This is a genomic window from Solibacillus isronensis, assembly GCF_900168685.1.
Taxonomy (GTDB): Bacteria; Bacillota; Bacilli; order Bacillales_A; family Planococcaceae; genus Solibacillus; species Solibacillus isronensis_A.
In genome coordinates, this window is sequence record NZ_FVZN01000014.1 from 2,085,154 (window position 1) to 2,111,749 (window position 26,596).

The following is a 26,596-nucleotide window of genomic DNA, read 5'->3' on the forward strand; positions in this document are numbered from 1 at the left end:
CCTCATAGCCTTTTTTAAATCATTAAAATTTCCCTGATATCTTGCTCGGTTAATGTTGTCTTCGACGATTCATCACCGTCCAATATATCCGAAATAAGCATTTTTTTCTTCTGTTGAAGCTCACTCATTTTTTCCTCAATCGTTCCGTTTGCAATAAGTTTAATAACTTGTACAACTTCCTTTTGCCCCATACGATGGGCACGGTCAGCTGCTTGTTCCTCCACTGCCGGATTCCACCATAAATCATATAAGATGACGGTATCTGCCCCTGTTAGATTCAGTCCGGTACCACCTGCTTTTAATGAAATCAAAAACAGATCCCGCTCTCCATCATTAAAAGAGTTACAAAGTGCAATCCGCTCTTCCGAAGGTGTTTGTCCATCAAGATAAAAATATTGTTCTCCGCGCTTTGAAAGCTCTGTCGCAATCATTTTAAGCATTTGCGTAAACTGTGAAAAAATTAATACCCGTCGTCCTGACGCCTTCGATTGTTCCAATAAACGGAACAGCTGCTCAAACTTTGCAGAACCGCCTTTATACCCTTCGACAAACAGTGCCGGGTGACAACAGATTTGACGCAGTCTTGTAATTCCCGCTAAAATACGAATTCGGTTTTTATGAAACGTTTCTTTGTCCAGATGCTTCATTGTATCAACACGCAACTTAGCCAAATAGGCGGCATATAACGCTTTTTGCTCCGGCAACAGTTCGGCTTTTTCAATCATTTCCTCTTTTTGAGGTAATTCACCTAATACATGTTCTTTCATTCGACGCAGAAGAAACGGACGTACTCTTCGTGCAATATCTTTTCGCTGCATATGGCGGAACTCCTCTAGCTCGCGGAACAGCTGCGGAAAGATAACACGGTAAATCGACCATAATTCCGATAATGAGTTTTCAATCGGTGTGCCTGTTAACCCAAAGCGATTTGTTGCCTGGATTCTTTTCACCGTTCTTGCTGTTTGTGTTACCGGATTTTTAAATGCCTGCGCTTCGTCAAAAAATACTGTATGGAAATGCTGACGTTCATAGAATGCGCTATCTTTACGTAATAACGGATAGGTTGTAATAATGACATCATGGTCTTCCATTGTACGCAGTAAATGACGCCGCTCCGCTACTTCCCCATCAATGACAATCGCTTCGACTTCCGGTGCAAATTGCATGAATTCATAAAGCCAGTTGTATGAGAGCGACGATGGACAAACAATTAGAACCGGCTGTTTGTTAGCACGGATTATCGGCAATTCGGATACAATAAAAGCGATACTCTGGACTGTTTTCCCGAGCCCCATGTCATCGGCAAGCACACCGCCGAAGCCATAATTCGAGAGTAATTTCAACCAGTTATAACCATGTTTCTGGTAATCCCGAAGTATCGGTTCCAGGCTTTCCGGAACTTCAAATGTCAATGATTCAGGATGTAATAACTGCCCTGTAAACTGTTTAAAAGATTCTTCCGCTTCGAAAATATCACTTTGTTCAAACTGCTCCAAAAACGGCAGACTATCCATTATTGGCATATTAAACGTTAGTTCATACTCATCATCCTGGGCCGGGATTGCTCTAAGGAAGCGCTGAATTTCTTCGATTTCCCTCGTCTCCAGAGACAGTAATGCCCCATCTTGCAAACGATAATATTTTTGCTTCACTTTTATCGCCGCTAAAATTTCTTTTATTTGCTTATTTGAAACCCCATCCATTTCAAATTTAAATTCAAGCCAATTTGTCCGTTCCTTTTGGACATTCACCCGGATTTTCGGAAAATTATTTTCTTTGGCAATCCGCAGTTTAACAGAATTTGTTGCATAGATTTTTGCAAGTTTTGTGAGCTTTGGAAGCTGGTGATATAAAAACTCATATTCAAGTTCTTCATTTTGCATATAGTAGCCGCCATCCGTTTTTGTAAAGCCGCTTTCATCCATCATTGCTAATACCGCCGCTTCCTTTTCGATATCCCGTATGATGAACACATCATCCGAAAGCTGATCATCCAATGGTTGAATAACAAATTGCCCGTACTGAAATTCCACACCTGCAAGGAAACGGTTTTTCAGACGGTCTAAATAAACGTTTACTACTAATGGGTTTTCCAACTGTTTTACTGAAAGCTCCCGAGCCATTTCCACAACACCTATTTTTTTCAGTTTAGGTATCACCTGATCCCGGAAGTAATCCCAGTGTGAATGCTCAATTGTTAATAAAGATTTTTGCTGAAGCATTTGCTTTAATTCGAAAAGCTGCTTCATACTGTCATCACTCATTTGCGTCAGTTCGCCGTCAAATAGCACTATCCGGTAACTTGGAAACAAGACAGCACGTTCAATTCCTTCTATATAAAGCTCATACTCTTCACCCTTTGCTTCAATGAAAAAACGAAGTGCTGTAGGCTGTGTTTCAATCTTTATTTCGTCATAGTTCTCGTTTTGATAAAATAACGAAACATTTTTCGTATTGGAAATCAATGAAGAAAGTAAATACCAGGATGAAGGCGGAATGATCAGCAAATGCTGCTCCTGATTTTGTACAGGCATGTCATTATAAAGTGCATCATCTTCCATATTTTTTATAAGGAAGTGTAAGATGGCATCATGCTGTTCGTCAAAACAAAACTCTTCAAAATTATAGGTTGTATGATGGGAAATCAGGTATGGCTTTTTATTTTTTATATGTGTTAAAAACTCCCGAATAGACAAGATTTGATCTCCATTAACTTGGAGTTGCATCCCAATAACCGGGTCTTGTTCTGTAAGTTGAACAGGTGTTATTAAGAACTGTACATTCAATACTTCTCGCTTTTCAAAGTGGCGCTGCTGCTTTGTCGTTTGTACTGTCTGTTGTTTAAAAATTGAAAGAAAGCTGTTTTTAGAAATAAATTTTTCATCGTACTCATCATTTGGCAGCGATTGAGCCTTATTCTTGTTGAGATTATAAATAGCGATAAGAACCGCCGCTACATGTTGACAGCTTTTACTGAAATCACCCAATGTCGGGCAACTGCACGATGTTTTAAATTGACCTGCACCCTGTTTTTCTATACGGACAACGAATTGTTCCGTGCTTTTTACAACCGCTTCTCCATACATATCCGTATATTGCAGGAAATCTACTTTCCCTGTTTGATAAAAAGTTTGCCCTTTTTTAAAAGAAACGGTTCCGCATAGATTTTTTATTTGTTTTTCCGATAGTTTGATATCCATGCCGATCCCCCCTTTTTCTATTTAATCCATTTTCTCATGTCACTCATTGAATTACTAGTTCGAAGCGAAGATAATAAAAACCTTTAACTCTTCGATAATTAGGAAATGGGGTGAGAAAATGAAAATAATTAAGCGCAAAAAAATATCATTTCTCTCTTAGAGAAAAATGATATTTTGGGTTATCCTTGCCCTATAAACTCAAGCAAAAGATGATTTGATTTTTTCCAGATGTCGGACTGTTGGCGTCAAGTTGGCAAAGAAGTATGCTTCACGCAGTTTACGGGATGGTACACTTCCTGCAACATAACCGGCAGCTCCATTGTGAATCATATTCGCCTGTACCGCACCCAATGTATCGTGCACTGCTTGCAAACGTGTGTTGACAATTTCCTTCAATGTCAAGTTGCTTGCCAAGTTGTTCAACTCTGCATTAATTCTTTCATAGTGATCGCGCAGTTCGGTTGCCTGTACTTTTAAGTATTCATTACAGCCGTTTTGCTTCGCTTTTACTTTTTCAATACCTTCAACTGCTGCGGCAATTACGCCTGCACCAAGTGGAACTTGATAATAAATAAACGTTGGGCGAATAATATCGCAAAATGCTTTTGCATCCTCTGAAATGACAAAGTCTTTTGAAATTACGACATCGTCAAATTTACATGAATATGTCGCGCTGCCATTCACTCCAAGGAAACCAAGTCGTTCATTCATTTCAAGACCTTCGATATCAGTTGGTACAAGCACCAAAACTTCACGACTATCGACTGTCGCAACTGCACCAAAGTAATGACGGTTCCCCAAGTTTGATACAGCAGGCAATGTTCCATTAATGACATAGCCTTCTTCTGTCTTTTCTGCCTTCAGATGAAGTTTTTCTAATCCGGAATAGTACTTCATCGCGTTTGATAAACCTGTTGCACCAAGTTTTAAGCCGTTTTCCAGCTCAGGTAATATTGTTTGCTTTAAATACGTGTTATTACTATTACGCAAATAAGTTAATGCGGCTAAATGGCACCAAACACAAAACGCTGTTGTCATACAAACCTTTGCTGTTTCACGAACAACCGCTGCCTCATCTTGTAATAGTGTCGATTGGTCCTTATTTGCCGATTGGAAGAATCCAGCCTCACTTAGCGCTAAAATATAATCTTCTGCATAATGTGCCTGCTCATCGACCTTCTTCACTACGGGCTTCAGTTTTTCATCGATGATTCGTTCTAACAATTCTTTGTTCAATGCCATTGTCCCCGCATCCTTTCCTTTTAGTCTGCCAATTCCGTTAATGATGTGATAGGTGTTTGTACGGCTTCACGTGCACGTTTTACAGCTGCTTCATCTGGTGCATCATAGAAACATAAACATTTTGTCATATCTTCACATACATACGTACGAGAGAATTTTACATCTGGAACTTCTTCGTACTTTACCGAATTTTTCTTTTTACGCTCTAAATATTTTTCCATTGTGATTTCTGCAGGAATTTCCCATTCTACTAAGTAGTTTACTTGCTCGCCGCCTGCTTTGACTTCATCAAGTTCTTTACCGATTAAACGTACTTCCTTTACTAAATCAATTGCAACACCTTGTGCTTGTAATGCAGTTTTTGCAGCTTCCTCATCAGATGCTTCAATGATAAAATAGCCACGTGAAAAATCTTTCGCCACTTGAACTTCGATAACTCCAACACCTTCTGTAGCATGCACTTTTTCGACTAATGCCGAAAATGCCTCCTTCGAAGAAACCTCGTTAATTGTTGATTCTACTAAATATAAACTCATTGTATTTTCCTCCTAATAGTAAATGTTAGATTGTTATATATTCAAATAGGCGTTCTGTTAGAGCGCACTATGAATACCCATTTCAAATGATTTTACAGGTTAAAAAAATTAACTCGCATTGCATAAAATTAATGTTTATACTTGTATTAAGGAGGCGAAAACATGAAAACACGTTATGACTTACCTTGTAACATTGCACAAACATTAAATATTCTTGGTGATCGTTGGACGCTTCTCATCATTCATGAACTGCTGATCGGTGAAACGAACTTCAATGATATTAAGCTGAAACTTCCAGGTTTGTCAGCAAATATTCTGTCAAACCGTTTAAAAGAATTGGAAGAAGCACAGATCGTTCAAAGCGAGCTATATTCCGTCCATCCCCCACGCTACCGTTATACATTAACCGAAAAAGGTACCGCCCTTGAGCATGTTTTCAATGCGATGATTATATGGGGTGCTGATCACCTGGAAACGTGCTATAAAGAAATCGTTGGTCCTGATGAACAGCGTGTAGAGGTCGGATATTATTCTACTGAAACAGGCGAACGTGTCGACACGATTTATATACGGGCGTTAAAAACTGTCTAAATCTTAGGCAGTTTTATTTTGCGCCTCCCCAGATGCGGTTTACCCAGCTTTCAAAATAATGAATGCCTTTATCCAGTAAAAGGCCAAGTACCCCGATTACAACAATACTCGCCATGACTAAATCCAGACTTAAAGAATTTCGTGCATCGACTATCAGAAATCCTAAACCCGATTGCGCACCGACCATTTCCCCGGCCACGAGGAAAATCCATGCAGAACCTAGCGCCATATGCAGCCCATTGGCGATCATCGGAAATGATGCCGGCAATATAATTTTCCTCATCGTCTCAAAAGGACTCATTTCAAAATTCGATGCAATGCGTAAATACGTTTTGTCGACTTTTTTAACCGCTGATACCGTCGACAATAGGACCGGGAAAAATGCAGCGATAAAAATAATAACGATTGCCGGCATATTGCCGATGCCGAACCATAAAACGATAAACGGTGACCACGCAATCGGCGAAACCGGTCGCAATACTTGAACTACGGGATCGAGCACTTTCCATACAGCCGGCAACCTTCCTAAAATCAACCCTAACGAAATGGCTGCAACGACAGCAATCAGATAACCTGAAAAAAATCGTAATAAACTAATTTGTATATGTGCAAACAGCGAACCATCGGAAATGATCGCAAGTAATGCTTCCCCCACTTTTAAAGGCGGAGGGAAAAGTGCCGACTGATGCCCACCTATCATAATTGCAGCTTGCCAAACGACTAGTAATAATAGAAAGCCAAGTGCAATCGGGGACAATTTCTTCACTATCGCCATAATATCCCTCCGTCCTCTACTAATTTACAAAGCTAGCATCAACAAAATCTTCATAGGAAGGCGGGTTTTCGGATAATCCCATTTCCAGTAATGCATCACGTAAAATCGCATAACTGTCTTGTTCAATGCTTAAATTGTCGTACGAAATCCAATCTAATGAAATATCCAGTACATTTTCTTCAACTGTTAAATATTGACCAACGACTTCATGCATATGGTCGTCTTTCCCTTGTGCAAGCTCTCCGCCTGCTACATAGTCATCGACAAACTTCCCTGCCAATTCTTTATTGTCTTTAATAAACTGACCGCGCAATACTAAACCGCAATCAATTGAATCTTGCCAAATTTCTTCTGACTGATAAAGCACTTTCCCGTTTTCCAATGCAACGGATATCGCACCGAATGGCTCAGCAACTACATAACCAGCAATACGCCCTTCCGCTAAAGCTGCAGGCATTTCCGCTGGCGGCAATTCGATAACATCTACTTCATCGTAAGCAATACCATGTTTTTTCAGCATTTCATACAGCAAAATATTATGTGTTGAAAATCTGCTTGGTATCGCAAAAGATTTCCCTTTCAGTTCTTCCACAGATTTTATATCTTTACCACCGATTAATACATTGCCATCACGGTGACCAAGTGCCACTGCTTTTAGATCAATACCTTTTTCCTTTGCATTCATCGCTAGCTGGATCAATACAGATGCACCATCAATTGCACCAGTATTCAATGCATCCATCAGCTCAGGCCAAGACCCGAATTTCACGAGCTCTAAATTGTAATCTTCATACTTTTCATCATTCTGCATATATAACGGAACTGCATGAGTAATCGGTAAATAGCCGATTTTAATCGTTGGCTTTTCCCCGTCACCTGCAGAACTGCCTGTTTCGTTCGTCCCGCATGCCGTCAACAATGCCACGAACAGCATTGTCATGATTAACACTACCTTTTTCATCTACTATCCTCCTAAATATTGAATTCGATTGCTGCTTTATCATGAGTAAATTGGAATTCATTGAATATAATTTCACGGTAATGCTGAAAATCCGTATCAGCACGATTCCGTTCCTTTGGTAACTTCAGCACAACTTCTTTATGAATTTCACCAGGATTTGGCTTCATGATGAGAATGCGATCTGCTAAATAAATCGCTTCATCGATATCATGGGTTACTAATACAATCGTCATTTTCTCGCGTTGCTGGATTTGTTTCAATTCATCCTGTAAATAATAGCGTGTAAATGTATCAAGCGCTCCAAACGGTTCATCCATTAAAATAACTTCCGGTTGAATGGCAAGTGCGCGGGCTATTGCGACGCGTTGCTGCATACCGCCCGACAGCTCGCTAGGCAATGAATTTGCGCGGTCTTCCAATCCGACCATCTGCAAATAATGGGCCGCTCTTTTTGTAATTTCTGCAGTTGATAAATCTGAATTCTCAATCCCGAGCTCCACATTTTTCCGAACAGAGCGCCATGGCAGCAGTCCGTAATTTTGCATAAGCATAATACAGCGCTTACTAGGTTTTGTAACGGCAGTCCCATCAAGCAGGATCTGCCCTTGATTAATTGTTTCAAAGCCACCGATACAATTTAGCAATGTACTTTTACCGCAACCGCTTTTCCCCAGAATGGCAATTACTTCGCCGTGTTTTATATTAAAGGAAACATCTTTTAATACTGTCGGACTTTTTTCTCCATACGACTTTGAAACCTTATTAATTTCAATCTTAGCTGTCGACAATTACTTTTCACCCCAATACCGATTATTCAACTTGGTTTTATATTATATGAGTTATATTATTATACTTACTTAAATAAAACAACCTTATTTTTTAATTTATTTTTATTTTCTAAAAAATAATCGGATATTTTTTGAATATAATGTAAAATAGAGCAATCTACTCTATGTAGATTTTGCATGTTTTATCGGAAAGTGAGGTTATATGAATGAAAAAAGTCACATTAGTTCCACAAGCACTTAGCTATGCTAAAGAAATCCACCGATTATCACAGGAGCCCGAAGTAAAGAATGCACTCGGACTCCCTACACAATCTTTAGAGGATACGGAAAACTTTATCATTAATACATTAATGGAGGAATCTGAAGGGAAAACTATTTCCCGTATAATATTGAATGAAAAGGACCAATTGATCGGGATTACGACACTAATGTTTATCGATCAGTCCAATAAGCACTGCCATATCGGAAGCTGGATCGGAGTGGATTATTGGGGACAAGGCTATAATCTGGCCTCTAAAATAGAACTATTGAAAATAGCATTTGAATACCTGCATCTTGAGGTAGTATTCGCCGGGGCACGTACAGTCAATTTACGTTCTCAAAAAGCACAGGAAAAACTCCCGTTTATATCCTTAAATATCGAACAGCAATTTCCCGAAGAACATTTGCTGCTGGAAAAAAGACAAAAGCAGCCGTGTATTTTAAATGCTGTTTTCAGGGACGACTTTCTCAACTATTTATATCCAACACAAAAAGAGCGGAAAATTTAGAGATTACTCTAATTTTCCGCTCTTTTTTATTTTTTTTAGTTAGCAGTTGCTTGTTTTGTGAAACGAGGATGTGCCCAAAGTTCACGCCATTTTATGAATGATGTAATTACAATAATCAATCCTAATGTCAGCATTATAATCGATAAAATACCGTTTAAAATATTGTAACCACCGGCCATTTCGTTCCAGTAAACATTTTTCACCATCCAGAATCCTGCTACGTTTACCGTAATATATAAATACACTAACGGAATAAAGCAAGTTAAAACATAAATTCGTTTATCTGCTACTTTCAACACGAATGTTACACCACATACTAAACCAATGGAAGCCATCAACTGATTGGATACACCGAATAATGCCCAGACAGAAGCGATATCCCCTGAATTTAATAAGTATCCCCACATGATACAGGCCAATGCACTTGCCCCAATTGCCCCGGGAAGCCAATCCGTCTTCTTCAGCGGCTTATACACATTTCCTAAAAAGTCTTGAATTAAGTAACGTGCTGTACGTGTACCTGCATCAATTGCAGTTAAAATAAATACAGCTTCAAACATAATAACAAATTGATAGAAGTAAGCCGTTAGATGGCTAAACCATTCTACCCCTGAAAATATGGATGCCATACCGACTGCAAGTGTTACGGCACCACCAGTACGTCCCTCTAAATCCATACCAATCGCTTCTGAAAGCACCGGTAAATCAACTACTGTCATTCCTAATTTTGCGAATGCTTCAGGTGATGAGTTAATCGCAAAGTAATCTGCAGGATGTAATACAGTTGCAGCGATCAGTGCCATTACCCCAACGACACATTCTACGAGCATTGCACCAAAACCAACTACGCGAATATCATCCCAACGATTTAACATTTTCGGTGTAGTTCCTGATCCAACAAATGCGTGGAAACCGGAAATAGCTCCACAAGCGATTGTAATCGAAACGAATGGCCATACCGGACCAGCAACGATCGGACCGCCTCCCAGGAAGTCTGGAATAATTGCAGGGAACTGAATTGCAGGGTTAATAATAAACACACCAATGATTAAAGCAACAAATACTCCTATTTTCATGAAACTGCTTAAATAATCGCGAGGTGCCAATAAGAACCATACTGGTAAAGCAGCCGCAAAGAAAGCATAAATCGGCAATATAATTGATAATGTTTCACGATCTAATGTTAGTACATCACCTAACCAAGTCCCTTGAATAGACGGTCCGTAGAAAACGGCTCCAATAAGGAGGATGACCCCAAGTATTGTTGAAATCTTCAAGTTACCTGTGAATTTATTGATTAGACCCATGAGCATTGCAATCGGTATTGTTGCGGCAACTGCAAATGTTCCCCAAGGGTTTTCTGCTAAAGCTCCTAAAATAACCATTGATAAACCAGCCATTGTAATTGTAATAATGAATAGCATCGCTAATCCTGTACAAAAACCAGCGACAGGCCCAAGTTCTTCACGCATTACTTCCGATAATGACTTCCCGCCTTTTGTCATCGAAGCAAATAATACAACAGCATCGTGTACAGCTCCCCCAATAACAGCACCAATTAATAACCAAAGGTAACCCGGTAAATAACCAAATTGCGCGGCTAAAATTGGTCCAACTAACGGTCCTGCAGCTGCAATTGCTGCAAAGTGATGCCCGAAAGCTACCCAACGATTTGTCGGAACGTAATCTTGTCCGTCATTTTTTTCGTTTGCAGGTGTTGGCGTATCTTCATTAATCTTTAATACTTTTTTTGTAAAGAAAATTCCGTAAAAACGATAGGCAATTACTAAAATACATATTGCCCCAATTACTAGTGTAATCGCATTCATTTCACTTTCCCCCTATGTATCTCTCTTTTGTTGTAATATAACAATAACAAAAACAAGAACTGTTGTATCACAATATTTAAAATTAACTGAAAATTATGCATAATAGCTATTTTATCATACTAGATCACCGAAATTGCGTAAATTATCGAAATAATAGAAATATATCCCCCTTATAATGCTTTACATACCTGTGTTATATTAAGTTTCTCTTCTAAATAATGAACTACATTTTTTGTTTCTGATAACTTTACATCATTTTTTTGTAATATAAATGAAATATAATTAATGTTTAATATAAAGTGAGATGGGAATTTAACTAGTAAGCTTAGCAATAAGCTAATAAATTTTCACTAGGAGGATGTAAGAAATGGCTAACAACAACAAACGTAATCAGAATCAGAATGACGGATCAATGACGGTTCAAGAAGCGGGTCGTAAAGGCGGAGAAGCTACATCTAATAACCATGGTAGAGAATTTTATGAAGAAATCGGCCGTAAAGGTGGAGAAGCGAGCAGCGGAAACAACCAAAACGGTAATAACAACAATAACAACAACAGTGGTGGCAAAATGAGCCGCGAAGAAGCTGGCCGCAAAGGCGGAGAAGCAAGCCGTAAAAACAATAACAGTAACAACAACAACAACAAAAATAACTCATAATTATTTAATTAACCTTGAAGATAGGTTAATGCAAGGTGTAAATATTAATAATTTACATTAATAAAGGATGTTTGCCGTTTAGAAGAATGGCAAACATCCTTTTTTGCATTCTTTTACTCGCTCATCCAATATTTCTCTCCAACAGCATACATAACCAAACAAATTACTTGAAAATATTATACAGGAATTATATATTATTTTATGCTTGCTTTATTTAAGCGAGCGTTTTATTGTGTTTTCTTATTTATTTTATATATATAGAAAAGGAAATGAGCGCATACATGCAACAATCTACAAACGAATTTTTATATGAATTAATTTATTCCACTATAAAAGCTACCGGCCTCAATACAATGTTGGAAGAGGATCATACCGGAGTAAATATGAGCTATAACTTTATAACAAATGTTGTTAGTTTTGATGCAAAACGTTTAGTAAAAGCAGCTGGAGAACTATCAAGCATACCATTTGATCAATATGTAAAAACCATTACACTTCATGAACTAGGTCATGCGATTGACCGTCCTGCACTAGATGCTTCTTTAACTAGAACCCTCGATTATTTTGATATGCGAGATCAATACTCTAATAAAGAAATTTTTAATAATCCCGATTTATTAGGTATGATTATTGAAGAACATCAAATGAACATTGCTTTTGAAGAAACAGCATGGGCTAATGCAGAAATCCTGAATCAAAAATTACAGTTCATCGATCAAAATTCATTTGAAATGATAAAAAAACATAGCCTTTCCACATATATTAGGAATTATGAAGAAGATTTGGCGGCTTACAAACAGCTACTGGAACAAACAGAGCTTCAGCCTGCTTAATTTTAGTGAGCCCAAACAAAAAAAGAATAAAATGCATGTAATAAAACAACGATCTTGAAAGCGAACATTTCCTTTCAAGATCGTTTTTCTGTAATAATTTAATTTTATATTTCAATAATTATCGGCAAAATCATTGGCTTTTTCATTTTTAATGTAAAGATATATTGATCTACCGCGTGTTTAATCGCTTTTTTCATAGCAAAAGGATTGGCTTCATTAAAGTTTTCTACAGCTGCTTGAGCAATTTCGTTAATATCATTTATTAATCCTTCTGACTCCCTTGCATAGACGAATCCGCGCGAAATACTGTACGGACCTGAAATTATGGAACCATCGAATTTACTGATTGTGACAACAATAACTAGCATCCCATCTTCGGAAAGCTGCTTTCGATCCCGCAGTACAATTTCACCGACTTCATCACTTCCAGTACCATCCACATACGTGTCTCCCGCCGGAATTGCACGTGTTTGCCGTGCTTCCCCGCCTTTAATATCAACTATTTCACCATTTTTCAAGATAAATGTATGCCCTTTTTCAACTCCAACCGCTTCCGCCAATGAACGATGAATATGAAGCATGCGGTATTCTCCATGAATCGGAATAAAATATTTTGGCTTCATCAGTGTCAGCATCATTTTTAAATCTTCTTGATAGCCATGTCCAGATACGTGCATACCGGTAATGCTTGAATTTCCGTAAACTACATTTGCGCCAAGCTGAAACAGATTATCTACTATTTTTGAAACGTCTTTTTCATTTCCCGGTATAGGAGAAGCTGCGAAAATTACCGTATCGCCTTGGACAACTTTGACATCTCGATTACGACCAGTTGAAAGTCGGGAAAGAGCAGCTAATGGTTCCCCTTGGCTTCCTGTACATAAAATTACTGCCCGTTCCGGCGGTAACTCTTTTAACTCTCTTGGTTCGATAAGCATCCAGCCTGGAATATCCAAGTACCCTAGTCGCATCGCTACAGATGTAACATTGACCATGCTGCGACCTAATAATACAATTTTCCGATTCGTCTTTTTGGCTGCTTCGACAATTTGATGAATACGATTCACATTGGATGCAAATGTAGAAATAAAGATTTTTCCGGTCGCCCTTTGAAACGCCTCATCCAAATGACGTCCAATTACTTGCTCGGATGGTGTAAATCCCGGACGTTCAGCGTTTGTACTTTCGGAAATAAGCGCAAGCACCCCTTCTGAACCGAGTGCTGCCATTTTGTGAATATCCGACGTTTGATCATTAACAGGTGTAAAATCAAATTTAAAATCTCCTGTATGAATGACTTTTCCTTCAGGTGTATGAAAAACAATCCCTAAACAGTCAGGGATACTGTGACTCGTCTTAAAGAATGTAAGTGATAATTGGTCGAAACTAATTTTCGATTCTGCATTAATCTCATTTAATTCTGAATCACGGAGCAATTTATGCTCCTTTAATTTCAATTCAATTAAGCCAAGTGTAAATCTGGTAGCGTATATCGGCATATTAATTTTTCTCAACAAATACGGGATACCGCCAATATGGTCTTCATGTCCATGTGTTACAACTAAAGCTTTGATTTTATGTTTATTTTCCTCCAAATAACTTAAATCCGGGATAATCAAATCAACACCTAATAAACTTTGATCCGCAAATTTCCCGCCACAGTCAACAATAACCAATTCTTCTCCATATTCAATGACATACATATTTTTTCCGATTTCATTAATACCGCCGAGTGCGAAGATGGATAGTGTGTTTTCAGTATTTAGCAACTTCGAGTCCTCCTATAGGATGGATATTTTTATGTGTGCATAAAATTTCGCCTTATACACTAGTATTTCTAATTTAAAACGAAACTATACGAAAGCAGTTCACGATGTTTTGAAATAATTCATCTTATTTCGCCCATACTAATATTGAAAGGAATTGATTACGATGCTTAGTGAAAAACAGCTTACTAAATTAAAACGACTGCTCATCGAACAAAAAAGAGAATTAATTGGTGATGTCAATACAAATGAAAATGAAATTATTGCACGTGCCAGTTTAAGGGATTCTACTGATGAACTTTCTACTATTGACAATCATCCCGCAGATTTGGCGACCGAATTATATGACCGTGAAAAAGATATGGCGTTAAAAGTGCATAGTAATGACTTATTGGGCCAAATCGAAGCAGCATTTGAACGGATGGATGACGGTACATATGGAGTTTGTGCAAAATGCCAAACAGAAATCCCATATGATCGGCTGCAAGCAATTCCGTATACGACTTTTTGTATTGAGCATAGTGATGCAAAAACTCCTGCAACAGATCGTCCGGTTGAAGAACAACTGCTCCATCCGGCTGTTGACAACTCCTTTTCAAATCGGGAAAAGGATGATGAACTTCAAGATAATGAAGACTCCTTCCAAATCGTAGCACAGTATGGAAATTCCGATACACCAGCAGATTTTGAAGGGGATTTCGATCACTACAATGATTTATATAAAGACAAAGATGATGAAGATACGTATTCCGCATTGGAAATATTGCATGTCTCAAAAGAAGATTATCTTCAGGGGCAAATTTCCAAAGAGTATGCAGATGAAGCACGTAAATATGATTATTTAGAATGACCGCAATATAATCAAAAAGCCGAGAATTCCTATGTTCTCGGCTTTTATTTTTTATTTCGCGATTTTTAAAATAGGCTTAATCGTAGTCCCTTTTTTAGAGTCTTCAAAAGCTTCGTTAATTTGTTCAAATTCATAAAATTTCACAAGTCGATCAAACGGGAATTTACCATCTTTATAATAGTTGACTAACTCCGGAATAAATACGCGAGGTACCGAATCTCCTTCGATGACTCCCATCATTGTTTTTCCTTCCGCCATAATATCGTTATGGACATCAATTGCCATCTCAGGTGTTACACCTACAATGGCACAAGTACCTAATGGGCGTAACGCATTTAGGGATTGTTTCACAACGGGCGGTACACCTGTTGTTTCAACAGCATAGTTTGAACCGCCGTTGGTAATCTTTTTCACCTCGGCAACGACATCAACATTTCGTCCATTTAATACATGTGTTGCCCCGAGTTCTTTTGCAAACTCCAGTCGGGAATCATGAACGTCCACGGCAATAATTTGTTTACATCCCACAATTTTTGCTGCCATCAATGCAGACAACCCAACAGCACCGCATCCGTATATGACAATTGTGGAACCAAATTGTGGTCGCAGGCGATTTAATACTGTACCGGCACCTGTTTGAATCCCACAGCCGAGAGGACCAAGCAGCGCTAAGTCGACATCTTTATCCACTTTTACAACATTTCGCTCATGCGCAATTGCATATGTTCCGAATGAAGACTGGCCGAAGAATGTCGCTAACTCCGTACCATCTTTTGAAAGACGTGTTGTATAATCATTTTGGACACCACCAAAGTTTAGTGGATTAAACGTATCACATACTGTCGGATGGCCAGTCAAACAGTTTGGACATGAACCGCAATGTGCAAATGAAATAACGACATGGTCGCCTTTTTCTAAACTTGTTACGCCTTCGCCTACTTCTTCCACAATTCCTGATCCTTCGTGACCAAGAACGGCTGGAAGTGGAGCAATTGCTAAATCACGTGCTACCGCATCCGTATGACAAACACCAGTTGCTACAATTTTAATCATTACTTCATTTGCTTTTGGAGATGCAAGTTCCACTTCCTGCAAGACGAAATCTTTCCCTTGTGCTTCAGTTACAGCTGCTGTAATTTTCATTTCTTTGTGTCTCCTTATTTGTTAATTTATTCTCACCTACCTTACTATTCCCAATCATTTTGTAATTACACTTAATTATAAAAGGCAGCTAAAAAAAACAAAAAACTGTGTAAAAGCAATTGCACTTTTACACAGCCTTATTCATTTATAATACTTAAACAATTTTTACAAGTGGGTAGTCATTTGATACAGTTCATCTGCAGTAGTAGCAACATCTCTCGTTTCTTGACCGATGTTGCTAATGACACTTGTTAAGTTTGTTATATCCATTGCGACTTCTTTTATTTGTGCTTCATTCTGTTCGATTGCCTTTAAAATTTGCTGGAATTTCGTTTGAGTATTAATAGATACGTCCAGACCTGAATCTACCCTTGACTGGACAGCATCAATCATTTGAACAGCAGTCGACGTTAACAACGTGGATGTCTGGATAAGGTTTGTTATGTTCTCTACTGAACTTTTCGATTGCTCTGCCAGTTTACGTACTTCTTGTGCAACAACCGCAAAGCCTTTTCCATGGTCCCCTGCCCTTGCTGCTTCAATCGAGGCGTTTAATGCCAGTAAATTCGTTTGGTCGGCAATATTTTTTACAAGTGCCACTATATTGATTATCTGTTCTGAAGAGACTTTTAAATTTCCGATTAATTGCCCCATTTCAACCGTGCTGTCTTTAATTTCAAGCATCTCCTGCTCCAGCCTTGCAACTTCATTTTTCCCTGTCAATGCATCTGTATGAATATGTTGGACACTTGCGACATTGGATTTGATTGTATTGTTTATATGAGATGTATGACTGTTAACTTGTTCAATCGATTGGTTCGTTTCTTCTGTTAAATCAGCCAGATTTTGAATAATGGCCGATAATTTATCCTTTAATTCAAGTTTGACAACATTATATTGCTCTCTTCGAAGGTTTTGATTTTCCTTTTCGTATTCCTCCAATACAATCTGCATTTCCAGGTTAATTAGTTTTGATACATTTAATGTGATTTGCTCCCTAAGTTCAAGGTCCGTTATATCTTTACTAATGAGCATAATCATCGTTTCCTGCAATTTCTGAAATGTACCCATATACCATTTCGGGTCCAAACCAATTTTGAAATGCATGCGGGCGAGTTTCCGTTTTGCTTCGATTGTCTTTTCATTAAAAATACCATCAAACATAGAAATAATATACGAATTCAATGTTTTCTTTAAGCGATCGATTTTTGTGCGCTCTTCAATTATTTTTTTTAGTGATGGTACAGCTAATACATTTTCATAAAATACATCCGTAATCTCTGATACACCGGCAGTAATTGCAGGTTGATACGATTTTATATAACGTAAATTATTTTCGTCTATTCCAATCAATTTCATCTGCTGCTCTAATTCCGGCATGCTTGTAAATTGTATAATAGGCTTAAAGTAATCCATTTCTGCCAATTTGTTATCTTCATCTACCGATTTTCGCTTCCACCATATCACCATTATCGTCACCCTTACATTCCGTATAGTATTTGTACAACATTTCGCGCTATTTTTTGTAAATATTAGTACTTTTTAATCTAATTACTATACAAACATTGTACATCTAATGTAAGTAATTGTATATAATATTAATTTTTTTATAGTATATTTGTACTTAATGGTTTACAGTAAAATTAAAACTTAGAAGTGAGGGGAAACTCATGTCCTGTAAAAACTGTGTCGTATCTGAATTACAGTTTGATATTTTATTAGAAGGCGAAAACAATATAGCTAAGATGGATATGATTGTCGATCACTTTAACCGTCGGAATTTAACGATTACTAAAAAGGAAGACCTCATAACGATACAAGAATCTGGTGTAAAGGAGTTTCTTGACTTTAGCAGAGATTATATGGAGCCTGAACAAATTTATTTTAGAATTGACGAGATGGCTTGGAAAACTATTGCTGAAATTGAAACAGTGTTGGAAATGCAATGGATTGATGCTGTCATACATAGAAATGCGATAGTCAGCTATTCACAGCCTATAGTAAATAGCAAAAAAGAAATTTATGCCTACGAAGTGCTGTCACGCTTTACCCGTGAAGATGGATCGCTTATATTCCCAAATGAAATTTTCACAGCAGCTAAAACACGGGGGCGCTTATATGCATTGGACCGTTTATGTCGTATGGCTGCCGTAAAATATGCTGCCGTGCTTCAGAAAAAAACATTTATCAATTTCATACCTACATCAATTTATTCTCCGGAATATTGTCTGCAGTCAACAGTAAAGCTTGCTAAGCTTCTGCAAATTGACCCGAGTCAATTTGTCTTTGAAGTCGTCGAATCAGAGCAAGTCGATGATATTGAGCATTTAAAATCAATCTTGAATTACTATAACGAAAAGGGCTTTCAATATGCATTGGATGATGTAGGAGAAGGGTTTAACACATTGGAAATGCTCACCGACATGAAGCCGCATTATATGAAGCTTGATATGAAGTATGTACAAGGTGTAAAAATTGATCGTGAAAAACAGCATACCGCTAAACAATTTTTAAAGAAAGCGATTGAAATTGGTGCAACACCACTTGCTGAAGGAATTGAAAATGAGGAAGATTTTGAGTGGCTAAAACAAATCGGCTATGAGCTTTTCCAAGGCTATTTATTTGGAAAACCGAGCGTTGAACCACAGCGTTCAATTGGATAAGAAAAAGCTATGTGCAAAGTGGTTTCCCACTACTGCACATAGCTTTTTTCATTCATTATTCTTTTGGCTTTAAATCTTCAATCGAATCAATGTCCATATATGCTGGGACAACGAAACCATTTTGTGTACCTTCCAAGTTTTCACCTAAGTCGACGATATCATCTTTATGTTTTTCGTAGAATGACTGATGAGTTGTTGGTAACCACGGTGCTACAGTGGCATCCCCTTCACCTGTTGCAATCGCCTGGAACATAATTGCCGGGTCAACAGGGATTACTTCTACTTCATAGCCTAAATTCTCCAACACTAGTTTAACAACGCTGCTAGAAGCAATTTCTGAATCCCATGGTACTGAAACAAGTTTCACTTTTTCACCATTGCCTTGTGCAATATCTTGTGTCCACTCATTTACTTTATCTTCATTCTTTTCTACCCAATCGGCTGCAGCAGTTTCAAAATCTGCATTTTGTGCATCATACATGACTTTTTCCATATCTTCCGTTTCCCAGTGGAATCGGTCAAGCACTGTGTAGACATCCGGCAAATCCTTTTCAAGGTCTTTTCTTACAACAGTATTTATATTTTCCGCTCCTCCTAAAACTCCTTTAGGATCTTCAAGAAATTTTAAATCATAAGCAGAAAACATCCAATGAGGTGTCCAGCCAGTAACAATCACGGGTTCTTCATTACGAATCGCTTGGTCCAACGTCCCGATCATGCCGGCTGTTGAGCTTTCCTGTAATGTCCAGCCTTCCAGATTCTCATATTGTTCCAATGTATCATGTGACAAACCTGTTATCCCCGCACCAGGCTCTATCCCAATGATTTTATAATCTACTTGTTCACCTATACTTGCAGTTTCATTGTTTGAATTATCACTGCTGCCTGTATCATCTCCGCATGCTGCTAATAACAATGCGGCAGACATCCCTATAGTTAAACCTAAAGTTTTAAATCGATTCAAAATATTTCATCCCCTATATTCTAATTTATCTACTCTTAAAAAGCGACAACCCCATTTTAACTACAAGTTGTTACTTTTGTCAAACTGTAGGTACAAATAAATAAAGCCCCGTATAGGCTAGTTACGGAGCATATCTCTATTTATTCTTTCGGTTTTAAATCTTCAATCGAATCAATTTCTACATACGCCGGGACAACAAAACCATTTTGCGTTCCTTCAAGATTTTCACCTAAATCAACAATATCGTCTTTATGTTTGTCATAAAAGGCTTTGTGAGTTGTCGGTAACCATGGTGCAACCGTTACGTCTCCTTCACCTGTTGCGATTGACTGGAACATAATAGCTGGGTCCACCGGAGTCACTTCAGGTTCGTACCCTAATTGTTCCAGCACTGTTTTTATTACACTACTAGATGCAAATTCAGAATCCCATGGTGTAGAAATGATTTTTACCTTCTCGCCATTTCCTTGTGCTATATCTTTTGTCCATTCACTTACTTTGTCTTGATTATTTTCAACCCAATCGGCTGCTGCTACATCAAAGTCTCCATCTTCTTGTGCATCATACATTACTTTTTCCATATCTTCCGGTTCCCAATAGAAACGGTCAAGTACTGTATAAACATCAGGCATGTCTTGTTCTAACCCTTTTCTAGCTAGTGTTTGAATGTTTTCAGCGCCACCTAAAATCCCTTTAGGATCTTCAAGTATTTTTAAATCATAAGCTGAGAATTTCCAGTGAGGTGTCCAGCCTGTCACAATAACCGGTTCTTCATTCCGGATTGCCTTATCCAATGTACTCAACATTCCGGCAGTTGAACTTTCCTGTAATGTCCAGCCTTCCAGATTTTCATATTGCTCCAATACTTCATGGGAAAGGCCAGTAAGACCTGCCCCTGGTTCAGTGGCAACAACAGTATAATTCACCTGTTCACCAATACTGGATGATGATGCACCTACTGAATTCTCTTTATTTTCCGTATCATCTCCGCAAGCAGCGAGTAGAAGTGCAGAAGACACCCCTAAAGTAATACCTACTGTTTTAATTTTGTTCATCTTCTCATCCCCTAAATTGAAATTTATCTCTAAAAGTAACAACTTAATACTAACAACAGGTTGTTACTATGTCAAATGGATTTATCATTCAAATAGTTACTGTAATGTCCGTCGTTCTTACTCGTGACTGGAATTCCAAAACACAAAAAACCTGCAGACAGAAGAAATGAATTCTTCGCCTACAGGCATTTTTATAATTATTTTGTTTTTAAACCATACTTGCCAAAACCGTCTGTACCGTCTCCAATATACTTAATAGCGCTGTTTTCATCTAAAACATCCACTGCTTTTTTAGAAGATTCAAATACAACGTTTACGCTATCCGGAATCGGAGCAAATTTCCAGTTACCATCTGCTGTCGGATCGATTGTTTTTTCGGCTAAAATATAGTCGATAATTGCCTGACGGTTTTCATCCGGATAAATTTCAACCGCTGTTGCATTACGTACACCCGGGAATGTACCGTTTGCACGATAGTTATTTGTCGCTACGATAAATTCCTGTGCTGCATCAATTGGCTTTCCGTTATATTGCAGATTAACGATACGTGATGCTTGTTCGTTTACTACGTTTCCGCTCTCATCGTATTTAGCCGGTTTTGTTACATCAATTTCATACGTCACACCGTCAATTACATCATAGTTGTATGAACGGTATTCTTCATTGATTAATTGCTGTTCATCTGCTTTTGCTACATCAATTTGATTGAATTGGCCAGCAGACATTTCCAGCCATTCTTTCACATCCGCACCTGTTACTTTCAACATAGCAAGTGTATTATCATATAAATATAAATCTGCAACATTTTTAATTGCAAGCTCGCCTTTTGGTACAAATGTATAGTATTCCGGATCACTTCTTGTACCGGCTTTGAATGGTGCACCCGCTGATAGGACAGGAAGGTTTTCATACGCTGTACCTTTCAACTTTTCTTTCACATAAATTGATTGTGCATCCGTTACAATTTGAATAGAAGGATCATCCTGCACTTGCGAGAAGTAACTGTGAATGTTAGCTGTTGTTGTCCCTACTGCCTGACGCACATACTTAATTGTTCCTTCATGTGCTTCTTTCACACTTTCTACAACTTCAGTGCTGACAGAGTCATTATCTTTTGCGATTTCACGCACCGCGCCAGTACCTGTTGTGACATCCCAAGCGTCGTCTTTTTTCTCTAGTTCTAGATCAATAACCCCTAAATGACTACCGAATTTGCCAGCCATAACAATCGGCTTGCCGTTCATTGTTCCTTTTTCAATATCCACATTTGTTATAGAGCTATCCACTTTACCAGGGAATACGCCATGGGCATGACCAGTAATGATTGCATCCACATCTTCAATTGTAGATAGTAAATACGATACATCCTCTTCGCCATTTTCATGTGTAGCATCTCCCATACCAGAGTGTGAAAGTACTACGACAACATCCGCTCCTGCTTCTTTCATTTGCGGAACGACTGTTTTAACAGCTTCTACTGAATCATCAACTGTTACTTTTCCTTCTAAATTTGCTTTATCCCATTTCAAAATTTGAGGTGGTACAATACCCGTTACCCCAATATTAATTTTCGTTTTTTCACCGTTTGAATCAACTACATCTTTTTCAATCATAACATATGGTTTATACATTAATTCCTTTGTCGCTGCATTGCGCACATTGGCATTAACATATGGGAATGGAGCATCATCTGTTACTTCATCAAGAAATTCCAAACCGTAGTTAAACTCATGGTTACCGAATGTCGCTACATCATAATCAAGTGCGATCATGGCAGCAATCGACGGGTGAACTTCGCCGTCTTTTAATTTCGTTACGGACTGAATATATGAGCCAAGTGGCGTTCCTTGTATTGCATCTCCATTGTCAAACAGCACTGTATTTGGATTTTCTTCACGTGCCTTTTCAATTAGCAGTGCAGTTTTTGCCAAACCTAAACTGTTCGTTTTCGTGTCTTTGTAATAATCATAGTTTATAATATTTGTGTGAATATCCGTCGTGCCTAAAATACGTAAAGAAACCGTAGTATTTGCTTTTACCGGGCTGTATTCTTCCAAAAAGCGCTGAAGAATTTTTTGCATCTGAGCTTTTGTTACAAAATCGTTCGGGCGAATCGTGCCGTCATCAAAACCTGTCAGTAAACCTGTTGCTACAGCTTTAGCCATTTCCTGGCGATTGCCTTGTCCAATTTTGTTTGCATCTTTAAACTGATCCAATACCTTTTCAGAATATGTTTCCTCATCTTGTAATCCTCTTGCCGCAATAAGGAAAGCATGTGTGCGTGTCAGTTTTTCGTTCGGTGCAAATTTAGTTGGGGTTTTCCCTTTAATTAACTTTAATTCCACCGCTTTTTCAATATACGGTTTAAGAGAATCAGGTACATCCTGGAATTTTACAGTCTGTCCAGTGCCAACCTCTACTCCCAATGTATCAATTAAGGCCTTCACAAACTCTCCACGTGTCATATCTTCATTCGTAGTTGTTGGTGCCGCTGAAACTGCTGACATGCCGCTCGCTAAAAGTGTTAGCGTTAAGGCTGAAGCAGATAGTTTTTTCAACATTTCTTTCACTCCCATATTCTGTAGTGTATAACAGAACTATCATACTAAATTGCCAGAATAGTGGAAAAGAGTATTTTGATATAGGCTTTTTCTATTAAAATAGTACTTTTATGACAATTTTTCACTTATAACATATTTACAGTTTCTTTTATATCATTACTTTGACTGATTGCTGAAATAACGGCTACTCCATTTGCTCCTGTTTGTCTTACACTGAAACTGTTTTCAGTGGAGACTCCGCCAATTGCTACAATCGGAAATTGTGGGTACCGAGATTTCGCTTCTTCCAATAACGTCAGCCCTACCGGTGCTCTCGCATCATCTTTTGAGGTCGTTTGATAAATTGGACCAATCCCCGCATAATCTGCGCCATTTGCCATGGCCAATTCCAGTTGCTCCATTGTATGAACCGAAACTCCGACGATTTTATTTTTCGCAAAAGATCTAAACTTTTCTACCTCGGTATCTTCCTGACCTACATGAATACCATCTGCATCTAATATTAATGCAAGTTCGACATCATCATTGATAATGAATGGTACTTTATATATTTGGCACAGCTTTTGGCATTGACGGGCAAATTGAATATACTCATCGCCTTTTAAAGCATTTTTTCCTTTTTCCCTCAGCTGGAACATCGTAATTCCTGCTTGTAGCGCTTCTTCTAATACAAGCAGCGGGTCGCGTTTACAATTGATTGTTCCCATCACAAAATATTTATTTAAATCAAAAAACATGGACATTACACAACCCCCGCTGTTCATGATAGGCGAAATGATTGGTCGGGCCAAACCCGTGACCAATATTGAGCGGATGACGAATTGCCAGCTGCACATATTTTTTTGCTTCTATAATGGCTGCCTCTATCGATCTTCCCTTTGCCATCTCCGCCGTTATTGCTGCCGAAAATGTACATCCTGTTCCATGGGTATGCTTCGTATCCACTCGCTCAGTTTTCATTTTAAATGGTTGCTCCCCGCGAATGAAAACCGTATCCGTCGCATGCTTACTGTTTAAGTGACCACCCTTTATGACAACACATTCCAGCCCAAGACTTAATAGATGCTGCGCCGCTAAATTGATATCTTTTTCAGTTTGAATTGTAGAGCCAGTAAGGATTTCCGCTTCCGGAATGTTCGGTGTACAAACAGTTGCTAGCGGCAATAACTTTTCCTTAAGGGCTGTTGTAGCCTCCTGCTCTAGTAAACTGGCACCACCTTTTGCAATCATGACTGGATCAACGATTAGCGGAATTTCTGTGTCTTTTAGTAACGCGACAATAGCTTCGATAATTTCTGCACTAAACAGCATCCCTGTTTTAATCGCCTTTATCTCAAAATCTTGAAGTACCGCTTTTAACTGAGCTTGCACGAAATCGGCCGTTGTCGGAAAAATCCCATGCACTCCTTCCGTATTTTGTGCGGTTAGTGCGGTAATGACAGATGTGCCAAATACACGTAGTTCCTGAAACGTTTTTAAGTCTGCTTGGATACCTGCACCACCACCGCTATCCGAGCCTGCAATTGTACATGTAATCATCGTCGTCCCTCCGCTAAATTTTCTAGTTCATTCAAGAAATTTGTATGGAAAGTTCCTATGGTTGCAACAGAATTGGCACTTGCCTGTTTATATTCATTGAGCAGCGTTTGTAAGTCATTAAACGGTTCTTTACTGTTTGCAAGCACCGCAGCACAAAGGGCACTTAGTAAGCAGCCGCTCCCCGTCATTTTTGTCACTTTTTCATGACCACCCGTTACGAATTCAATTCTTTCCCCATCCGTAATAACATCTTGTTCTCCTGTTACGATTACAATTAATTGATAGTTATTAGCAAGCTGTTTGGCAGTCGCTGCAACATCTATATCCCCCTTGCCGCTATCAACACCTTTGGAAGTCCAATCCGCTCCCGCAAGAGCCGCCAGTTCTCCCATATTGCATCGGATAACATCAATCTTTAATAGGTCGAGCAGTTGTCGTGCTGTTTCAACTCGAAACTTCGTTGCCCCTACCCCTACCGGATCTAGAACAATCGGAGTATGATGCTTATTTGCACTCTGTCCAGCTTGCTTCATCGATGCTACTGTCCGTTCATTCAAAGTACCCATATTTAAAAGTAATGCATTTGACTGAGCCGCCATTTCCCCCGCTTCTTCAATCGCATCCGCCATGACTGGTGAAGCACCCACCGCAAGCAAACCATTCGCTGTAAAATTTGCGACGACATAATTTGTAATGCAATGTACTAACGGCTGATTTTTATTAATTGCTTGCAGGCTCATTGACATACACCCCTTGTTCCCAGCTTTGCTTCGTCCAAGGCATCTCCCAGAACATCCATTCGTAATAACAGCTTTTCTTAAAATGTTCCTGCAATACTTTTAGCTTTGCCGGTTGTTCTTTCGCATATCGATCCAGCATCGACTTTTGTATTTCAATATTTTGAAGCATCTCCTCGGACGCATATAGTGCAATCCACTGTTCATAAAGGGGGACATTCGGGCGTGCATCTTTTAACCTTTGCCCAATTTCCTGATACAGCCATGGGCAAGGTAAAATTGCCGCAAATGCTTCTGCTACATCTCCGTTATGCACTGCATTATACATATGGCTTACATAGTTATAGGCTGCTGGAGCCGGTTCGAATTGTTCCAAATCATCCGCTGTCACACCTAATTCTTTAAACGTTGTACGGTGTAACTCCAGCTCTGCGTCATGAATAAATTTAGCTGTTTGCAGAAAATATTGAACATCTTCATCTGTAGTCGCTTTTGCAGCTGCAAGAGCAAGAACTTTCGTATAATGTTTCAAATAATACGCATCCTGCAGCATATAAAACTTAAACTTCTCCAGCGGTAAACTCCCATCTGCAATCCCTTGTACAAAAGGGTGATAGAAGCTGGCCTCCCAATAAAAATCCGTTTCTTTCCTTACCTTTTCACAAAATCCCATTGTTACTCCTCCTTTTTGTTGGCGGAAGCACAAAAAAGACGCCTCAATATAGAGAGACGTCCCCAAAAAGTGTAAGTACCACTTTTCATTGCTCCCTACGTCCGTATTAACGGCCAGGTTCCAAGGGTCAGGTTTTAACCTTCTCAACACTATTGTGTCCCCCCGCAAATCAAATGCTTATATATTTGCAAAAGAAAGACTCCACGTAAAGGATACGCGGAGCCAAAGTAAGTACATATGTATAGCGTGTACTTTGCTCCCTACGTCCGTATTAACGGCCAGGTTCTAAGGGTCAGGTTTTAACCTTCTCAACACTGCTGTGTCCCCCCGCAAATGCATTTAATTACCCAGAGTGTAACAAATTAATTCAAACCGGGCAAGTGAATTCAAAAAATTACGAAATTACTCCCACGCCAGCGAAAAATGTCCCAGCATATAAATGAATTTTTAGCGCTCAGAAAA

The 26,596-nt window shown here is 38.8% G+C and carries 23 protein-coding genes and 2 riboswitches; of the genes, 6 read left to right on the forward strand and 17 right to left on the reverse strand.

Translation table 11 applies throughout. The features are described from left to right. Window positions 1-14: 14 nt before the first annotated feature. The 3 genes from B5473_RS19140 to B5473_RS19150 all read right to left on the reverse strand — a co-directional run bounded on the left by B5473_RS19140 (window position 15) and on the right by B5473_RS19150 (window position 4,978). On the reverse strand, window positions 15-3,200 hold the full coding sequence (locus B5473_RS19140) for a DEAD/DEAH box helicase (protein ID WP_079528116.1): 3,186 nt from the start codon (window positions 3,198-3,200) through the stop codon (window positions 15-17). A gap of 198 nt (window positions 3,201-3,398) precedes the next feature. Further along, window positions 3,399-4,442, reverse strand: a complete 1,044-nt coding sequence (locus tag B5473_RS19145) for an acyl-CoA dehydrogenase family protein (RefSeq protein ID WP_079528118.1) — start codon at window positions 4,440-4,442, stop codon at window positions 3,399-3,401. 20 nt (window positions 4,443-4,462) lie between these two features. Then, complete coding sequence (locus tag B5473_RS19150; protein WP_079528121.1) at window positions 4,463-4,978, reverse strand: DUF4242 domain-containing protein; 516 nt, start codon at window positions 4,976-4,978, stop codon at window positions 4,463-4,465. Window positions 4,979-5,140: 162 nt separating this feature from the next. Here B5473_RS19150 and B5473_RS19155 point away from each other — a divergent pair, with 162 nt between their 5' ends. Then, window positions 5,141-5,569, forward strand: coding sequence for a winged helix-turn-helix transcriptional regulator (locus B5473_RS19155; RefSeq protein ID WP_079528123.1), 429 nt, complete (start codon window positions 5,141-5,143; stop codon window positions 5,567-5,569). Window positions 5,570-5,582: 13 nt separating this feature from the next. Here B5473_RS19155 and B5473_RS19160 read toward each other — a convergent pair whose 3' ends face one another. From B5473_RS19160 to B5473_RS19170, 3 genes are read right to left on the reverse strand one after another with little or no spacing between them, the layout of a single operon-like run. Next, window positions 5,583-6,344, reverse strand: coding sequence for an ABC transporter permease (locus B5473_RS19160; protein ID WP_079528125.1), 762 nt, complete (start codon window positions 6,342-6,344; stop codon window positions 5,583-5,585). A gap of 19 nt (window positions 6,345-6,363) precedes the next feature. Further along, the gene (locus B5473_RS19165) at window positions 6,364-7,305 is read right to left on the reverse strand and encodes an ABC transporter substrate-binding protein (RefSeq protein WP_079528127.1); all 942 of its coding nucleotides are present in this window, start codon (window positions 7,303-7,305) and stop codon (window positions 6,364-6,366) included. Between the two features lie 11 nt (window positions 7,306-7,316). Then, window positions 7,317-8,093, reverse strand: a complete 777-nt coding sequence (locus tag B5473_RS19170) for an ABC transporter ATP-binding protein (protein ID WP_079528129.1) — start codon at window positions 8,091-8,093, stop codon at window positions 7,317-7,319. Between the two features lie 206 nt (window positions 8,094-8,299). Here B5473_RS19170 and B5473_RS19175 point away from each other — a divergent pair, with 206 nt between their 5' ends. Further along, on the forward strand, window positions 8,300-8,863 hold the full coding sequence (locus B5473_RS19175; RefSeq protein WP_079528131.1) for a GNAT family N-acetyltransferase: 564 nt from the start codon (window positions 8,300-8,302) through the stop codon (window positions 8,861-8,863). Between the two features lie 35 nt (window positions 8,864-8,898). Here the strand turns inward: B5473_RS19175 and B5473_RS19180 are convergent, their stop codons facing one another. Continuing rightward, complete coding sequence (locus tag B5473_RS19180) at window positions 8,899-10,692, reverse strand: carbon starvation CstA family protein (protein ID WP_079528134.1); 1,794 nt, start codon at window positions 10,690-10,692, stop codon at window positions 8,899-8,901. A 367-nt stretch (window positions 10,693-11,059) separates the two neighbouring features. Between B5473_RS19180 and B5473_RS19185 the strand changes: the two genes are divergently transcribed. Continuing rightward, complete coding sequence (locus B5473_RS19185; RefSeq protein WP_079528136.1) at window positions 11,060-11,350, forward strand: KGG domain-containing protein; 291 nt, start codon at window positions 11,060-11,062, stop codon at window positions 11,348-11,350. A 281-nt stretch (window positions 11,351-11,631) separates the two neighbouring features. Next, window positions 11,632-12,183, forward strand: coding sequence for an integrase (locus B5473_RS19190; RefSeq protein WP_079528138.1), 552 nt, complete (start codon window positions 11,632-11,634; stop codon window positions 12,181-12,183). 104 nt (window positions 12,184-12,287) lie between these two features. Here B5473_RS19190 and B5473_RS19195 read toward each other — a convergent pair whose 3' ends face one another. After that, window positions 12,288-13,952 carry a ribonuclease J gene (locus B5473_RS19195; protein ID WP_079528140.1) on the reverse strand — a complete coding sequence of 555 codons (1,665 nt, stop codon included), beginning with the start codon at window positions 13,950-13,952 and terminating at the stop codon, window positions 12,288-12,290. Between the two features lie 163 nt (window positions 13,953-14,115). Between B5473_RS19195 and B5473_RS19200 the strand changes: the two genes are divergently transcribed. Next, a complete protein-coding gene (locus tag B5473_RS19200) occupies window positions 14,116-14,799 on the forward strand; it encodes a TraR/DksA C4-type zinc finger protein (RefSeq protein WP_079528142.1) in 684 nt (227 codons plus the stop codon). A 51-nt stretch (window positions 14,800-14,850) separates the two neighbouring features. Here the strand turns inward: B5473_RS19200 and B5473_RS19205 are convergent, their stop codons facing one another. Next, entirely contained in the window at window positions 14,851-15,942 is a 1,092-nt protein-coding gene (locus B5473_RS19205; protein ID WP_079528144.1) for an NAD(P)-dependent alcohol dehydrogenase, read from the reverse strand. A 165-nt stretch (window positions 15,943-16,107) separates the two neighbouring features. After that, a complete protein-coding gene (locus B5473_RS19210) occupies window positions 16,108-17,412 on the reverse strand; it encodes a globin-coupled sensor protein (protein WP_079528146.1) in 1,305 nt (434 codons plus the stop codon). A 200-nt stretch (window positions 17,413-17,612) separates the two neighbouring features. On the opposite strand from B5473_RS19210, the gene B5473_RS19215 reads away from it, so the two are divergent. Continuing rightward, on the forward strand, window positions 17,613-18,605 hold the full coding sequence (locus B5473_RS19215; protein ID WP_079528148.1) for an EAL domain-containing protein: 993 nt from the start codon (window positions 17,613-17,615) through the stop codon (window positions 18,603-18,605). A 55-nt stretch (window positions 18,606-18,660) separates the two neighbouring features. Here the strand turns inward: B5473_RS19215 and B5473_RS19220 are convergent, their stop codons facing one another. The 7 genes from B5473_RS19220 to tenA all read right to left on the reverse strand — a co-directional run bounded on the left by B5473_RS19220 (window position 18,661) and on the right by tenA (window position 26,134). Next, complete coding sequence (locus tag B5473_RS19220) at window positions 18,661-19,569, reverse strand: glycine betaine ABC transporter substrate-binding protein (RefSeq protein ID WP_079528150.1); 909 nt, start codon at window positions 19,567-19,569, stop codon at window positions 18,661-18,663. A 140-nt stretch (window positions 19,570-19,709) separates the two neighbouring features. Then, the gene (locus B5473_RS19225; RefSeq protein WP_079528152.1) at window positions 19,710-20,624 is read right to left on the reverse strand and encodes a glycine betaine ABC transporter substrate-binding protein; all 915 of its coding nucleotides are present in this window, start codon (window positions 20,622-20,624) and stop codon (window positions 19,710-19,712) included. A gap of 197 nt (window positions 20,625-20,821) precedes the next feature. Next, window positions 20,822-23,185 (reverse strand): bifunctional 2',3'-cyclic-nucleotide 2'-phosphodiesterase/3'-nucleotidase, encoded by a 2,364-nt coding sequence (locus B5473_RS19230; protein ID WP_079528154.1) that lies wholly within the window; start codon window positions 23,183-23,185, stop codon window positions 20,822-20,824. A 125-nt stretch (window positions 23,186-23,310) separates the two neighbouring features. Then, on the reverse strand, window positions 23,311-23,928 hold the full coding sequence (thiE, locus tag B5473_RS19235; protein ID WP_079528156.1) for a thiamine phosphate synthase: 618 nt from the start codon (window positions 23,926-23,928) through the stop codon (window positions 23,311-23,313). Continuing rightward, entirely contained in the window at window positions 23,912-24,724 is an 813-nt protein-coding gene (thiD, locus tag B5473_RS19240) for a bifunctional hydroxymethylpyrimidine kinase/phosphomethylpyrimidine kinase (protein WP_079528158.1), read from the reverse strand. Before thiD ends, thiE begins: the two co-directional genes overlap by 17 nt. Next, window positions 24,721-25,464, reverse strand: coding sequence for a hydroxyethylthiazole kinase (gene thiM / locus B5473_RS19245; RefSeq protein WP_079528160.1), 744 nt, complete (start codon window positions 25,462-25,464; stop codon window positions 24,721-24,723). Before thiM ends, thiD begins: the two co-directional genes overlap by 4 nt. Continuing rightward, window positions 25,445-26,134, reverse strand: coding sequence for a thiaminase II (gene tenA / locus B5473_RS19250; protein ID WP_079528162.1), 690 nt, complete (start codon window positions 26,132-26,134; stop codon window positions 25,445-25,447). The genes thiM and tenA overlap by 20 nt, the downstream gene beginning before the upstream one ends. Before the next feature lie 75 nt (window positions 26,135-26,209). Then, window positions 26,210-26,308, reverse strand: a riboswitch (TPP riboswitch). 66 nt (window positions 26,309-26,374) lie between these two features. Next, window positions 26,375-26,473: riboswitch (TPP riboswitch) on the reverse strand. Between the last annotated feature and the right edge of the window lie 123 nt (window positions 26,474-26,596).

Excerpts from the sequence above, each read along its gene's own strand:
- B5473_RS19140 (WP_079528116.1), bottom strand. The coding sequence starts at position 3,200 with ATGGATATCAAACTATCGGAAAAACAAATAAAAAATCTATGCGGAACC.
- B5473_RS19145 (WP_079528118.1), bottom strand. The coding sequence starts at position 4,442 with ATGGCATTGAACAAAGAATTGTTAGAACGAATCATCGATGAAAAACTG.
- B5473_RS19150 (WP_079528121.1), bottom strand. The coding sequence starts at position 4,978 with ATGAGTTTATATTTAGTAGAATCAACAATTAACGAGGTTTCTTCGAAG.
- B5473_RS19155 (WP_079528123.1), top strand. The coding sequence starts at position 5,141 with ATGAAAACACGTTATGACTTACCTTGTAACATTGCACAAACATTAAAT.
- B5473_RS19160 (WP_079528125.1), bottom strand. The coding sequence starts at position 6,344 with ATGGCGATAGTGAAGAAATTGTCCCCGATTGCACTTGGCTTTCTATTA.
- B5473_RS19165 (WP_079528127.1), bottom strand. The coding sequence starts at position 7,305 with ATGAAAAAGGTAGTGTTAATCATGACAATGCTGTTCGTGGCATTGTTG.
- B5473_RS19175 (WP_079528131.1), top strand. The coding sequence starts at position 8,300 with ATGAAAAAAGTCACATTAGTTCCACAAGCACTTAGCTATGCTAAAGAA.
- B5473_RS19180 (WP_079528134.1), bottom strand. The coding sequence starts at position 10,692 with ATGAATGCGATTACACTAGTAATTGGGGCAATATGTATTTTAGTAATT.
- B5473_RS19185 (WP_079528136.1), top strand. The coding sequence starts at position 11,060 with ATGGCTAACAACAACAAACGTAATCAGAATCAGAATGACGGATCAATG.
- B5473_RS19190 (WP_079528138.1), top strand. The coding sequence starts at position 11,632 with ATGCAACAATCTACAAACGAATTTTTATATGAATTAATTTATTCCACT.
- B5473_RS19200 (WP_079528142.1), top strand. The coding sequence starts at position 14,116 with ATGCTTAGTGAAAAACAGCTTACTAAATTAAAACGACTGCTCATCGAA.
- B5473_RS19205 (WP_079528144.1), bottom strand. The coding sequence starts at position 15,942 with ATGAAAATTACAGCAGCTGTAACTGAAGCACAAGGGAAAGATTTCGTC.
- B5473_RS19210 (WP_079528146.1), bottom strand. The coding sequence starts at position 17,412 with ATGGTGATATGGTGGAAGCGAAAATCGGTAGATGAAGATAACAAATTG.
- B5473_RS19215 (WP_079528148.1), top strand. The coding sequence starts at position 17,613 with ATGTCCTGTAAAAACTGTGTCGTATCTGAATTACAGTTTGATATTTTA.
- B5473_RS19225 (WP_079528152.1), bottom strand. The coding sequence starts at position 20,624 with ATGAACAAAATTAAAACAGTAGGTATTACTTTAGGGGTGTCTTCTGCA.
- B5473_RS19230 (WP_079528154.1), bottom strand. The coding sequence starts at position 23,185 with ATGTTGAAAAAACTATCTGCTTCAGCCTTAACGCTAACACTTTTAGCG.
- thiE (WP_079528156.1), bottom strand. The coding sequence starts at position 23,928 with ATGTCCATGTTTTTTGATTTAAATAAATATTTTGTGATGGGAACAATC.
- thiD (WP_079528158.1), bottom strand. The coding sequence starts at position 24,724 with ATGATTACATGTACAATTGCAGGCTCGGATAGCGGTGGTGGTGCAGGT.
- thiM (WP_079528160.1), bottom strand. The coding sequence starts at position 25,464 with ATGAGCCTGCAAGCAATTAATAAAAATCAGCCGTTAGTACATTGCATT.
- tenA (WP_079528162.1), bottom strand. The coding sequence starts at position 26,134 with ATGGGATTTTGTGAAAAGGTAAGGAAAGAAACGGATTTTTATTGGGAG.